Annotated in this window: 9 protein-coding genes; 6 read left to right on the top strand and 3 right to left on the bottom strand. The window is 74.7% G+C overall.

What is annotated here, in order from left to right; translation table 11 throughout:
• Window positions 1-29: 29 nt before the first annotated feature.
• Window positions 30-416 carry a hypothetical protein gene (locus tag AC3YO9_RS15055; protein WP_489983748.1) on the top strand — a complete coding sequence of 129 codons (387 nt, stop codon included), beginning with the start codon at window positions 30-32 and terminating at the stop codon, window positions 414-416.
• Window positions 417-420: 4 nt separating this feature from the next.
• Here the strand turns inward: AC3YO9_RS15055 and hrpB are convergent, their stop codons facing one another.
• Window positions 421-2922, bottom strand: a complete 2502-nt coding sequence (gene hrpB, locus AC3YO9_RS15050) for an ATP-dependent helicase HrpB (protein ID WP_489983747.1) — start codon at window positions 2920-2922, stop codon at window positions 421-423.
• A 110-nt stretch (window positions 2923-3032) separates the two neighbouring features.
• On the opposite strand from hrpB, the gene AC3YO9_RS15045 reads away from it, so the two are divergent.
• The 5 genes from AC3YO9_RS15045 to AC3YO9_RS15025 all read left to right on the top strand — a co-directional run bounded on the left by AC3YO9_RS15045 (window position 3033) and on the right by AC3YO9_RS15025 (window position 8614).
• Complete coding sequence (locus AC3YO9_RS15045; protein ID WP_489983746.1) at window positions 3033-3491, top strand: hypothetical protein; 459 nt, start codon at window positions 3033-3035, stop codon at window positions 3489-3491.
• Window positions 3492-3577: 86 nt separating this feature from the next.
• A complete protein-coding gene (locus AC3YO9_RS15040) occupies window positions 3578-4261 on the top strand; it encodes a GOLPH3/VPS74 family protein (protein WP_489983745.1) in 684 nt (227 codons plus the stop codon).
• 94 nt (window positions 4262-4355) lie between these two features.
• Window positions 4356-6770, top strand: coding sequence for a phosphoketolase family protein (locus tag AC3YO9_RS15035; RefSeq protein WP_127782206.1), 2415 nt, complete (start codon window positions 4356-4358; stop codon window positions 6768-6770).
• Window positions 6767-7849: an acetate/propionate family kinase gene (locus AC3YO9_RS15030; protein ID WP_489983744.1), complete on the top strand. Its 1083-nt coding sequence runs from the start codon at window positions 6767-6769 to the stop codon at window positions 7847-7849. The genes AC3YO9_RS15035 and AC3YO9_RS15030 overlap by 4 nt, the downstream gene beginning before the upstream one ends.
• A gap of 72 nt (window positions 7850-7921) precedes the next feature.
• Window positions 7922-8614: a DUF2470 domain-containing protein gene (locus AC3YO9_RS15025; RefSeq protein WP_489983743.1), complete on the top strand. Its 693-nt coding sequence runs from the start codon at window positions 7922-7924 to the stop codon at window positions 8612-8614.
• A gap of 10 nt (window positions 8615-8624) precedes the next feature.
• On the opposite strand, the gene AC3YO9_RS15020 is transcribed toward AC3YO9_RS15025, so the two are convergent.
• Both AC3YO9_RS15020 and AC3YO9_RS15015 read right to left on the bottom strand, forming a co-directional pair.
• Window positions 8625-11582, bottom strand: coding sequence for an AAA family ATPase (locus tag AC3YO9_RS15020; RefSeq protein WP_489983742.1), 2958 nt, complete (start codon window positions 11580-11582; stop codon window positions 8625-8627).
• Window positions 11579-12718, bottom strand: a complete 1140-nt coding sequence (locus AC3YO9_RS15015) for an exonuclease SbcCD subunit D (protein ID WP_489983741.1) — start codon at window positions 12716-12718, stop codon at window positions 11579-11581. Before AC3YO9_RS15015 ends, AC3YO9_RS15020 begins: the two co-directional genes overlap by 4 nt.
• Window positions 12719-12750: the final 32 nt, after the last annotated feature.

The following is a 12750-nucleotide window of genomic DNA, read 5'->3' as shown; positions in this document are numbered from 1 at the left end:
TGTCCCGCGATGGGCAATGCTGCGTGCCTATGACCACGCAGGCGCAGCGCCGCCCGGTCCGTCCCGCGCGGCAGTGGGGCCAGGGCCTGTCGATCGCTGCCGCGCTCACCCTGGCGGCGGCCTACGCCGCCCTGGTCGCCTCGTTCTTCTACCTCGGGCCGGTGGCCGACGGGGTGTTCGACAACGCCCAGACCCCGCAGCAGCAGGCCGACACCGAGGCCGCGATCATCCCGTTCTGGTCGCTGCAGGCGGTGGCCTTCGTCCTGTGGGTGGCCTCGATGGGCATGGCGCTGGTGGCGCTGGCCCGCCTGGACCTGCGCCGGCAGCGGCGCCTGCCGGCGTGGACCCTGGGCATCGGGGTGCTGGCGCTGCCGGCCGTCCTGCTGGTGTTGTTCCTGTTCGCTTCCCTGCTGTAGCTGCCTAGCGCCGGGGCGAGACCCGCCGGGTCGGGGTGGCCGTCAGCGGGTCCTCCGGCCAGGGGTGGCGCGGGTAGCGCCCGCGCAGCTCGGCCCGCACCTGCGGGTAGCCCTGCCGCCAGAACGACGCCAGGTCCGACGTCACCGCCACCGGCCGCCCCGCCGGCGAGAGCAGGTGCAGCACCACCGCCACCCGCCCGTCGGCCACCCGCGGCGACTCGGTCCAGCCGAAGGCCTCCTGCACCTTCACCGCCAGCACCGGCGGCTCGTCGGCCAGGGCGTACTCCAGGCGCACCTTCGACCCCGACGGCACCGGCAGCCGCTCGGGCACCAGCTCGTCGAAGCGCGCCGCCGCCGGCCAGGGCAGCAGCCGGCGCAGCGCGGCGGCGACGTCGATGCGCGCCAGGTCGGCGGTGCGCCGCACCTGCAGCAGGTCCGGGCCCAGCCAGGCGTCGAGGTTGGCCAGCAGCGCCTCCTCGCCGACGTCCGGCCAGGGTGCACCCAGGTAGCGGTGCGCGCAGGCCAGCCGGGCCCGCAGCTGCTCGGCGTCGTGGGTCCAGCGCAGCACCCTCAGCCCGGTGCTGGCCAGGCCCTCGCGCACCGCGGCCAGCACGGCGGCGGGGTCCGGGTCGGCCAGCGGCGTCTCCCGCAGGGTGATGGCGCCGAGGCTCTCCCGCTGCCGGGCCAGCAGCGCCCCGTCGCGCCACTGCACCTGCACCTGCTCGTGCACCATGGCCGCGGCCACCTCGCGGGCGGTGGCCTCGTCCAGCGGTGCGGCGGAGCGGATGCGGGCGGCCACCCGGCCTCTTGGGCGGTCGGCCACCGCCACGGCGAGCCACTCGGTGCCGCGCAGCGGTGATCCGGCGTCCAGCACGGCCCCGGTGCCGCCGGCCAGGAGGTAGTCGGCGGAGCCCGGTGCGCGGGCCTTGGCGATGCGGTCCGGGTGGGCCAGGGCCACCACGGTGCCCACGGCCAGGTCGTCCGGCAGGTCGGTCGTGGCGCTCCCGCCGCCGCGGCCCAGGCGCTGGATCTCGGCACGCCAGCGGGCGGTGGCCGCCCGGTCGGTGCCGCGGCGCAGCGACCGCCAGCGGGCCACCAGGTCGTCGTCGCGGCCGGTGAGGGTGTCGTCGGACAGCAGCGCCACGATCTCGCGGGCCCGCCCCGGCCCCACCAGCTCACCGCCGTCGAGCAGGGCACGGGCCAGCCGCGGGTGCGCGCCCACCGCCGCCATCCGCTGCCCCCGCGCAGTGATCCGGCCGTCGGCGTCCAGCGCACCCAGCTCGGTGAGCAGCGTGGTGGCCGCGGCCAGCGCTGGCTCGGGCGGCGGGTCGAGCAGCGCGAGGCCCCGCCCACCGGGAGCGCCCCAGGCCGCCACGGTGAGCACGAACCCGGTGAGGTCGGCGGTGGCGATCTCGGCCGGGGTGTGGGCGTCGAGGTGGGTGTGCTCGACCGCCGACCAGCAGCGGTAGACGCGGCCGGGGCCCTCCCGCGCGGCCCGCCCGGCGCGCTGGGCGGCCGAGGCCTGCGACACCCGGGTGGTGACCAGCGCGGCCAGCCCACGGCGGTGGTCGGTGCGGGGCTGGCGGGCCAGCCCGGCGTCCACCACCACCCGCACGCCCGGCACGGTCAGCGAGCTCTCCGCCACCGACGTGCTCACCACCACCCGCCGGCGCTCCCCCACCCGCAGCGCCCGGTCCTGCTCGGCGCTGGCCAGCCGCCCGTAGAGCGGCAGCACGTCGGCCGCCACGCCGTGCAGCCGCCGCACCACGCCGTGCACCTCGGCCTCGCCGGGGGCGAACACCAGCACGTCCCCGGGCGCCTCGGTGAGCGCGCGGCGAACCACGTCGGCCACGTGGTCGAGCAGCCGCGGGTCCACCCGTGCGTCGGCCAGCAGCGGCAGCGGGCGCTCCGGCGGTGCCCACACCACGTCGAGCGGGTAGGTGGTGGCCTCGGCGATGATCACGGGGGCGCCGCCCAGCGCGGCGGTCAGCCGGTCGGTGTCCGGGGTGGCCGAGGTGGCCACCAGCAGCAGGTCCTCGCGCAGGGTGGCCCGCACGTCCACGCCGAAGGCCAGCGCCAGGTCAGCGTCGAGGTGGCGCTCGTGCACCTCGTCCAGCACGATCGCGCCGACGCCGGGCAGCTCCGGGTCCCGCTGCAGGCGCTGCAGCAGCAGCCCCGTGGTGACCACCTCCACCCGCGAGCCCGGCGTGCGCTCCCCGCGCATGGCGTAGCCCACCCGCTGGCCCGGGCGCTCCCCCACCAGCGCGGCCAGCCGGTGCGCGGCCGCCCGCGTGGCCAGGCGTCGCGGCTCGGCCACCACCACGGTGCCATCGACGGCGTCGGCCAGAGCCAGTGGCAGCAGTGACGTCTTGCCCGAGCCCGGCGGGGCCACCAGCACCGCCGTTCCGTGGCTGCGCAGCGCGGCCACCAGCTGCGGCAAGGCGGGGCGCACCGGCAGGTCGGCGCCGGGGGCCGACCTGGGCGGGAGCAGAGCGTCAGCGGGCACGGGGCGACGGTAGCCGCCGGTCACCACCGCACCCGGTTGCCTAGGTCCGGGCAGCGAACCAGGTAGCGCTACTCACGACACCGGGCGCTGGTGCGGCAAGGGTGAGGGGCATGAGCAGCCACCCGTTCCCCGCAGCCACCGACCACCAGCCGCTGCCCGCGCAGTGGCGGCCCGAGCCCGTGCAGGCGGTGCTGGCCCGCAAGGAGCGGCAGGCCGTCGTCGCGATCCTGCTCATGGTTCTCGTGCTCCCGCTGTGTGCGGTGGCGGTGGAGCTGTTCGGCACAGTGCTCAACGAGGCCGTGGTGTACACCGAGCCCGGCTCACCTGAGGAGGCGGCCGCGGCCAGCGCAGGTCGCTGGCTCTGGGCGGTTGCCCTGCCCACGTTCGTGCTGTGGGTCATCGCCCTGGCCCAGGCGTTCAACGCCCTCTCGCGCCCCGGCCCGAGGCATGACCAGCCCCGGCCGGGCAACCGGTACCTGGCCATCACTGCCATCGTCCTGGGCTTCGCCTTCCTGCCCGCTTGGACGGTGCTGCGGTTCGCGATCGCCGTCGTCGCCGCCTCCTCGTAGCCCAGGCCAGCCAAGACGTTTCGTCAGCCGTCGGCAGCCGTGTCCAGCCACCCCTCGTCCAGGCCACTGTGGAATGATCAGCTGGCATGACGGACCAGCTGCTCCTCGCTGAGGAGCTCTTCCTGCTGACCCATGACGACACCTCGGGCAAGGCTGACGTCACCCTCGCGTTGGACGAGGGCCTGGCCGGGGCGCTGCTGCTGGACCTGGCCGCGGAGTCGCTGCTGGGCGCCAAGGGCAAGACCGTCGTCGCGGCACCGGGCACGCCCGCACACCCGCTGCTGGCCGCAGCCCACGACGAGCTGCTGGCCGCCGACCGTCCCCGTTCCGCCGGACACTGGGTGCGCAGGCTCCCCACCGCACTGAAGCCGCTGGCGCCCACGGTCGGGCGCTCCCTGGTGCAGCGAGGGCTGCTCACCGAGGAGCACCGCAAGGTGCTCAAGCTCTTCCCCACCACGACCTGGCCGACGGTGGACAGCGGCCCGGAGAAGGTGCTGCTCGCCCGGCTCGGCTCGGTGCTGGTGGACGGCACCACACCCGACCCGCGGACGGCCCTGCTGATCGCGCTGCTGCACCCGCTGGACCTGGCGGGCAGGGCGGTGGACAAGCCGCACCGCAAGGCAGCAAAGGCCCGGGCCAAGGCGATCTCCCAGGAGACCCAGGCCAGCGCCGCGGTGTCCGGCGCCGTGGCCCAGTCGGTGCAGGCGGTGCAGGCCGCCGTGCTCAGCGCGGTCACGATCACCACCGTCGCCGCCTCCGGGTCCTCGTGACCCGACCAGTCCCCACACACCCAGTCCAGGACCAGTGCGCGAACCCACGTCCTCGCGCATCCTTGGTACTACCGACGACGACGGAGGCCCCTTGATGAGCAACCCGGACACCGCGAGCTACCCGACCTCCGAGCTGCAGCGAGACCTCCGCTGGTGGGACGCGGCGAACTACCTGACCGTCGCCCAGATCTACCTGCAGAACAACGTGTTGCTGCGCGACCCGCTGACCATCGAGGACATCAAGCCGCGGCTGCTCGGGCACTGGGGAACCAGCCCGGGACTGTCGATGATCTACACGCTGCTCAACCGGCTGATCAAGAAGACCGACGTGGACTGCCTCTACGTGGCCGGGCCCGGCCACGGCGGCCCGGCCCTGGTGGCCAACGTCTACCTGGAGGGCACCTACTCCGAGGTCTACCCGAAGATCTCCGAGGACGCCGAGGGGCTGCGCCGGCTGGCCCGGCAGTTCTCCACCCCCGGGGGCGTCCCCAGCCACGTCAGCGTGCAGACCCCCGGCAGCATCCACGAGGGCGGCGAGCTGGGCTACGCGCTGATCCACGCCGCGGGGGCGGCGTTCGACAACCCCGACCTGGTGGTCGCCTGCGTCATCGGCGACGGCGAGGCCGAGACCGGCCCGCTCGCGGGGTCGTGGAAGCTGCCCGCCTTCCTCAACGCCCGCCGTGACGGCGCGGTGCTGCCGATCCTGCACCTCAACGGGTACAAGATCGCCGGACCGACGGTGCTCGGCCGCACCTCCGACGGCGACGTGCGCCGCTTCCTGGCCTCGCAGGGCTGGGACCCCATCATCGTCGAGGGCGACGACCCCACCATGGTCTTCCCCGCCTTCTACCAGGCACTGACCGACGCCTATGCCCGGATCAAGGCCGCTCAGGACGCCGCCCGCACTCCGGGTGCCGAGCACGAGTTCGTCCAGTGGCCGGCCATCGTGCTGCGCACCCCCAAGGGGTGGACCGGCCCCGACGTGGTGGACGGCAAGCAGGTGCAGGGCACCTTCCGGTCCCACCAGGTCCCGCTGTCGGACATCATCCACAACCACGAGCACCTGCAGACGCTGGAGAAGTGGCTGCGCTCGTACTCCCCCGACACCCTGTTCGACGCCGAGGGCAAGCTGGTCGAGGACGTCGCCAGCCTCGCCCCCGAGGGTGACAAGCGGATGGGTGCCACCCCCTACGCCAACGGCGGACGGCTGCTGCGGGCGCTGGACGTCCCGCCGATGGAGAACTACGCCCTGGACCTGCCCGCGCCCGGTCAGGTGATGCACCAGACCACCAAGCCGCTGGGCGCGATGATGCGCGACATCTACCAGCGCACCACCACCGCCGACGGTGGCGGCACCTTCCGACTGTTCTCCCCCGACGAGACGGCCAGCAACCGGCTGCAGGACGTCTTCGAGGTGACCGATCGGTGCCTGCAGCTGCCCCTTCTGCCCACCGACGACCACATCTCCCCGGACGGGCGCGTGATGGAGGTGCTCAGCGAGCACCTGTGCCAGGGCTGGCTGGAGGGCTACCTGCTCACCGGCCGGCACGGGCTCTTCGCCACCTACGAGGCGTTCGCCATGGTCAGCGCGTCCATGCTGGTGCAGCACGTCAAGTGGCTGCAGCACGCCAACCAGCTGCCCTGGCGCCAACCGGTGGCCTCGCTGAACATCCTGCTGACCTCCACCGCGTGGCGCAACGACCACAACGGGTTCAGCCACCAGGGCCCCGGCCTGATCGACACCGCCATCCCGCTCTCGCCCGAGGTGGTGCGGGTCTGGCTGCCGCCGGACGCCAACACCTTGCTGTCCATCAGCGACCACTGCTTCCGCAGCCACGACCACGTCAACCTGATCGTGGCCGACAAGCAGATGCACCTGCAGTACCTGAACATGGAGGAGGCCAACGCGCACTGCGCCGCTGGTGCCGGCATCTGGGAGTGGGCGGGCACGGAGAACGCGCCGGCCGCCATCGGTGCACCGGAGGACCCCGACATCGTGCTGGCCTGCGCCGGGGACGTGCCGACGCAGGAGACGCTGGCCGCCGCCGAGCTGCTCCGCACGTGGGTGCCCTATCTGCGGGTGCGGGTGGTGAACGTGGTGGACCTGATGGCGCTGCTGGCTCCCGGCGACCACCCGCACGCCTACAGCGAGCAGCGGTTCATCGACCTGTTCACCCGTGACACCGACGTGGTCTTCGCCTTCCACGGCTACCCCCGCGCGGTGCACGAGCTGATCCACGGCCGCACCAACGCCGCACGCTTCCACGTCCGCGGCTTCAACGAGCAGGGCACCACCACCACGCCGTTCGACATGGTGGTGCTCAACGGGATGAGCCGCTACGACCTGGTGCTGGAGGCGCTGCGCCGCTCCCGCCGGGTGCCGGAGAACGGGGAGAAGCTGGCGGCGCACTGCCGGGAGATGCTCACCAAGCACCACGGCTACGTGCGCGAGCACTTCGAGGACATCCCGGAGATCGCGCAGTGGACGTGGGCCGGTGAGCCGGTGTGACCGCGGCAGTACTCGCCCTCAACCCGGGCTCGTCGTCGCTGAAGGCGACCGTGCGCACCGACGAGGTGGTGGTCAACGCGCACGTGCAGCGGCTGGGCACCGACCGGGCCGAGCTGTGGTTCACCGACTCCGCGGGCACCTCGGAGAAGGCGCCGCCGGGACGGACGCTGACCGACGCAGTGCAGGCGGTGGCCGCCGAGCTGCGCCGGCGCGGCATCGACGTCGCCGCGGTGGCTCACCGGGTGGTGCACGGCGGCCCCACCCTGCTGGAGCCGACGGTGATCACCGACGACGTGGTGGCCACCCTGGCGTCGGTGACGCCGATGGCGCCGCTGCACACCCCGGGCAACCTGGAGTCCATCGCCGCCGCCCGCGCCACCTGGCCGCAGCTGAGCCACGTGGCCTGCTTCGACACCACCTTCCACAACACGATGCCGGACGAGGGCAAGCGCCTGCCGCTGCCCGACGACCTGGTGGCGCTGGGCATTCGCCGCTACGGGTTCCACGGGTTGTCGGTGCAGAACGTGGTGGACCGCATCCCCGACCTGGGCAACGCCGTGGTGGCCCACCTGGGCAGCGGCTGCAGCGTGACGGCGGTGTCGCAGGGCCGCTCGCTGCACAACACCATGTCCTTCAGCCCCACCGGGGGGATGATCTCGGCCACCCGCAGCGGCGACCTCGACCCCGAGGTGGCGCTGTTCCTGGTGGAGCAGCACGGCTGGAAGGTGCCCGACCTGCGCATCCTGCTGGACAAGCGGTGCGGGCTGGCGGGGGTCTCCGGCGGCACCACCGACATGCGCGACCTGCTGGCGCAGCGCACGGAGAACGCCGCCGCCGACCTGGCCGTGCGGGTGTTCACCCGCAGCGCCGCGCAGGCCATCGCCTCGGCCGCCGCGGTGCTGCCGGGCTGGGACACCCTGGTGTTCACCGGTGGCATCGGGGAGCACTCCCCGCAGGTGCGCGAGGCGATCTGCGACCGCCTGCGCCACCTCGGGCTGCCCCGGCTGCTGGTGAGCACCGCCGACGAGGAAGCGGTGATGGACGACATGGCCAGGAAGGTGCTGGCCGGCCAGCTCTAGAGCGGGATGACCCTTGACACAGCGACGCGGACCATATTAGGTAAGGTTGCCCTAACTACCGGAGCCGCCGCCATGTCCACGCCCAGTTCTGCCGAGCTCGCCCGTACCGCTGTCGCCCGTGCCCGGGTGGCGGTGCTGACCACCTATCCGCGCAACGCCCGCTCGGTGCTGGCCACCGTGCAGGTCAGCGACGCCGACGGCGCCCTGCTGCTGCGGCTGCCGCGGCACACCCTCGCGGCCCAGACGCTGGAGCGACGTCCGCTGGGCACCGTGCGGCTGTCCCCCGAGGGGTGCGAGACCGTCACCATCCAGGGCGCCGCCCGGCGCCTGCAGCGCGCCGACGACCAGGGCCTGACCCACTACCGGCTCGACGTCGGCGCGGTGCGCGTGGGCGAGCGGGTCGGCGAGCCGGTGGACGTGGACGAGTACTGGGCGGCGACGGCCGACCCGTTGCGCGACGAGGCGCCGGCGATCCTGGACCACCTGCGCCACCACCACGGCGCCGACCTCACCGCCTGCGTGCGGGCCCACGGCCACACCGGCGTGCTGTGGGCCGACCCGCGCCGGTTGGACCGCTACGGCCTGGAGCTGAGCATCCTCGACGACGCGGGCGCCAACACGCTGCGGCTGAGCTTCGACCGGCCGGTGCAGTCGGTGGCCGAGCTGTCCCCGGGCCTGGCGATGCTGCTGCGCGGCCCCGGCGGCTGTGGCCACCGGCGGGCCGTGCAGCAGCCTGCCGAGCCCGACCACCGGCACCAGGCCTAGGCGCGGCGCGCTACGCCGAGCTCATCTGCAGGTGTGAGCCGGTGCGCCCCTTGCAGACCAGCAGCCGGTTGGGGATGCGCTGGCGCAGCTCGTCCACGTGGCTGACCAGGCCCACCACCCGGCCGCCGGCGCGCAGCTCGTCGAGCACCGCCATCACCTCCTCCAGCGTCGAGGCGTCCAGCGAGCCGAAGCCCTCGTCGATGAACAAGGTGTCCAGCAGGATGCCGCCCGCCTCGGCCGCCACCACCTCGGCCAGGCCCAGCGCCAGCGCCAGCGACGCCAGGAACGACTCCCCGCCGGAGAGCGTCTTGGCCGAGCGCACCGCGCCGGTGTAGTCGTCGCGGATGTCCAGCCCCAGCCCGCCGCGCGTGCCCCGCGATCCGGGTGCGTCGGAGTGCACGAACTCGTAGCGGTCCCCGGACATCCGGCGCAGCCGCACCGACGCCACCGCCGCCACCTCCTCCAGGCGGGCGGCCAGCACGTAGGAGTGCAGGGAGACGCGGCGGCTGTTCTGCCCCAGCCCGTTCACCACGTCGGCCAGCGCGGCCAGCTCGGCGTGGCGGGCCAGCTCCGGGCCCAGCGCCGCGCAGTGCTGGTCCAGCTCGGTCTGCAGCCGGCGCACCTCCTTGCGCCGGCGGGAGGCATCGGCTGCCGCCCCGGTGGCCTGGGCCAGCGCAGCCTCGGCCGTCTCGCACGTGTTCTGCGGGGTGTCCAGGTCGACCTCCGCGTCGGGCACGGCGGCCACCTCGGGCTCGGCGAGCACCGCGCGGGCTGCGGCCTCGGCGCCGCGGGCCTGCTGCAGCTGCTCTTCCAGCGCGCGGACCTCGGCGTCGGACCGCACGGCGGCCAGCGCCGTCGTCAGCTCGCCCAGCCCGGCGTCAGCGGCGGCACGCTCAGCCTTGGCCTGCGCCTGCTCGGCCTGGCGCTCGGCGGCGCGAGCGGCCACCTGTGCGCTGAGCAGCGCCTCCGCGGCCTCGGCCAGGCGCTGCAGGCGCACCCGGCGGGTGTGCACGTCGGCGTCGGGCCCACAGGCATCGCTCAGCCGAACCTTGGCGGCGGCCATGCGCTCCTCCGTGGCCCGCACCCGCTCCCGGTGGGTGTCGATGGCGCTGCGCACCGTCGCGGCCTCGGCGTCCAGCCGGCCGCGCTCGGCCCGCAGCGCGGTGAGCAGCTGCGCGGCCGTGTCGGCCTCGTCGGCCAGTGCCTGGGTACGGGCGTGCTCGGCGTCGATCTCGGCCTGGGTGGCCAGCAGCTCCTCCAGCGTCACGCCGCCAGTGCGGACGGTGAGGCTGTCGACGGTGCGGTCGAGCTCGTGCAGTGCCCCGGTGGCGGCCTCCGCCGTCGCGGCAGCCCGCTGCTCCACCTGGTGCGCGGCGTCCTCCTCGGCACGGGTCACCCGCTGCTCGCCGGCGGTGGCCGGGGCCGGGTGCTCGGCGGAGCCACAGACCGCGCAGGGCTCGCCGGGAAGCAGGGTGCTGGCCAGCTCGGCGGCCATGCCGTCCAGCCGACGCTCACGCAGGTTCAGCCAGTGCTGCTTGGCCTCCTGGTGGGCCTCGATCGCGTGCAGCTGCGCCTGCCGGGCCTCCGCGGCCTGCAGCCGCACCTTCTCCAGCGTGCCGGCAGCCTGGGCGGCCTCGGCCGCGCGGGTGCGCTGCGCCGCCAGGGCGGGGACCGCGTCGGCGGCGCGGCGGGTCTGCCCCAGGTGCTGCTCGGCGGTCTCGATCGCGCCGGGCAGGGCCTCGAGCTGCTGGCGCAGCTGCTCCAGGGCGGCGGTGGCGGTGCCGATCTCCGTGCGCAGCCCGGCCAGTGCGGCGACGTCGGCCTCGGTCCGCTCGGCCAGGTCGACCAGCTCGGTGAGCCGGCCGATCTCCGCGCGCCACTGCGCCAGGGAGTCGCCCAGCTCGGCCTCCAGCCCGCAGGCCCCGTCCACGTCGTTGCGCACGGTCTCGCTGAGCTGGGTGACCTCCGCACCGAGCGTGCGGGCGCGGGCGCGGGCCTCCCGGGCGTCGGCGACGGCCAGCTGCACCGGGTGCGCCTTGCGTGCGGCGCTCAGCTCCTGGTCGAGCACCCGCAGCCGGGGCCGGTCGGCCTCCAGCGCGGCCAGCTCGCCCTGCGCCCGCCGACGGCGCTGCAGCAGGGCCGCGCGCTCCCGGGCCGCCGACAGCGCGGTGCTGGCCTTCTTGGCGGCCACCCGCGCCGCCTCCAGGTCGACGTCGCCCTGCACGGCTGCGGTCTCCGCGGCGTGCAGCAGCTCGGCGGCCCACTCCTGCGGATCCTGCTCGGCGCCGGGCTCGGCGTCGTCCACCCCGGCGGCGGTCGCGAGCTTGCCGAGCAGCACGGTGCGGGCGGCCTCGGACTGCGCCACCCGGGCGGCGCTGGTCCGGCGCTCCTCCCGGAACCAGGCCTCCACGTCACCGAAGCGGCCGGTGTCGAACAGCCGTTGCAGCAGGGTCGCCCGCTCCTCGGTGCTGGCCCGCAGGAACCGGGCGAACTCCCCCTGCGGCAGCAGCACCACCTGGAAGAACTGCTCCGCGCTCATCCCCAGCAGGTCCGACACCGCCGCGCCGATCTCGTCCAGCCGCGTCAGGCCCTCTGACCCCGGCTCGTCCACCCAGGTGAGCGAGGCCTTGGCCTGCTCCTTGGTGGAGCCGGTGCCGCGCCGCTTGGGCCGCTGGTACTCGGGGCTGCGCACGATGCGCATCCGCCGCCCGCCCACGGTCAGCTCCAGGGTGACCTCGGGGCGGGCGCCAGGTGCGGCGTGGTCGGACAGCAGCCGCTTGGCCTCGCTGCGCGCGCCGGGGACCCGGCCGAACAGCGCGAAGGCCACGGCGTCGAGGACGGTGGTCTTGCCCGCGCCGGTCTCCCCGTGCAGCAGGAACAGCCCGTCGGCGCCGAGGGTGTCGAAGTCCACCTGCTCGGTGCCGGCGAACGGGCCGAAGGCGCTGACCTGCAGCGAGTGCAGCCTCATCGCGACTCCTTGCCCAGGGCCGCGGCGAACGCCCGCTCCAGCAGGTGCGCCTCGGCCGCGGCCGGTGCGGCGCGGACGTCGGTGAGGAAGGAGTGCGCCACGTCGGCGTCGCTGCGCCCGCGGACCCGCTCGGCGTAGCGCATCGCCGGCTGTCCCCCGGGCCGGCACCACTCCAGGTGCACCGCCCGCGGGAAGCGCTTCTGCAGCTGGCGCATGGCGTCCAGCGGCCGGACCTCGTCGGTGAGCACGGCAGAGACGTAGTGCTCCTCGGCCGCGGCGTGGGCGGGGTCGCTGAGCAGGTCGGGCAGGGTGCCCTGCAGCTGGCTCAGCCCGTGCACCACCGGCAGGTCCAGCCGCTGCACCGCACCCAGCCCGGTGGCGTCGAGCTCCACCAGCCAGGTGGCCTTGCGGTGGTTGCGCTCGCCGAAGGAGTACGGCAGCGGGCTGCCGCTGTAGCGGACCCGCTCGGTGAGGGTCTGCGGGGAGTGCAGGTGGCCCAGCGCGACGTAGTCCACCCCGTCGAAGACGCTGGCGGGCACGGTCTCCACCCCGCCCATGGAGATGCTGCGCTCGGACCCGGTGCTCTCCCCGCCCACCACGAAGGCGTGCGCCAGCACCACGCTGCGCGTGCCCGGGCGCTGGGCGAGGTCGGCGCGCACCCGGTCCATGGCCACCTCCAGCACCGCCGCGTGGCTGCGCGCCGCGGGCTCGGCCAGGGCGTGGCGGGCGGTGTCCGGCTCCAGGAACGGCAGCCCGTAGAACGCCACGGGGCCGTGCTCGTCGGTGCAGAGCACCGGGGTGTCCAGCTCGGCCACCCGGGTGCGCAGGTGCAGCCCGCCGGCGGCGGCGAAGGACGCGGCCGCACCCAGCCGGGGCGCGGAGTCGTGGTTGCCGGACGTGGCGATGATCACCGCGCCGGCGTCCCGGATGCGCTCCAGCGCCCGGGTGCACACCGCCACCGCCTCCGCGCTGGGCACCGCACGGTCGTAGACGTCGCCGGCCAGCAGCACCACGTCCACTCGCTGGTCAGCGACCTGATCGGCCAGCGCAGCCAGCACCTGCTCCTGGTCGGCCAGCAGGTCCACGCCGTGGAAGGTGCGGCCGACGTGCCAGTCGGAGGTGTGCAGGATTCGCATGCCCAGCACGCTAGGGCACGGCTCCGACAGAA

The organism is Rhodococcus sp. Z6_132 (assembly GCF_058133635.1).
Note: the sequence above shows the minus strand (reverse complement) of the source record. Positions and strands in the feature narration are given on the sequence as shown.